The sequence below is a fragment of the Vibrio olivae genome, from assembly GCF_042428525.1.
GTDB lineage: Bacteria > Pseudomonadota > Gammaproteobacteria > Enterobacterales > Vibrionaceae > Vibrio > Vibrio olivae.
In genome coordinates, this window is record NZ_JBHMEP010000112.1 from 1 (window position 1) to 555 (window position 555).

Below are 555 nucleotides of genomic sequence, written 5' to 3' on the forward strand. Positions count from 1 at the left end.
CTTCGGCTAGAAGTTGGGGTAACGGAAAAGAAAGAAAACCGAGATTCCCAGAATCAACAGTCCGATGATGATGGAGGTATAGAAATTGGTTTTGTTTTCATACAGTGTCCACTCCTTTTTAAGATGGGAAAAGTCTTCCCCCGCGGCATAGCGGGAAAAAAGGTCACAGAGCTGGGAGTAGTTCACGTCATCGGGAGCCACGTAGAGCTCCCTCTTCTTTCCGGCGGCAAACGAAACTTCACAATGGTAGCTTTCCGGGTCATCGCAGATGGCCTGGAGGAAATCATTTCCGCGGGTGCAGATGATGAAAGCCTCCATGTTGTTTTTGATGGCGGAAAGGGCTTTTTCCTGCGTTTTGCAGGGATCGCCGTCCACCTCCCACGTGACGGACGGAAAGGGTGAGTCAGGATTCATAAGATAAAAGAGAGATTCTTGAAATATGAAGGACGGGTTCTTCAAACGCCAGTAAAAATGAATTCCCGGGTTTATTTTCTTGGGGAAAACCGGAAGCTCCCATGCGGGAAATTCCTTTTTCCCATGAATTCATCATTCCAT

At 47.6% G+C, this 555-nt stretch carries 1 protein-coding gene; it reads left to right on the forward strand.

Annotation, left to right across the window (positions count from 1 at the left end):
• Positions 1-402 (forward strand): hypothetical protein (locus ACFFUV_RS23775; RefSeq protein WP_390198483.1); only part of this gene is annotated, 402 nt, incomplete at its 5' end.
• Positions 403-555: the final 153 nt, after the last annotated feature.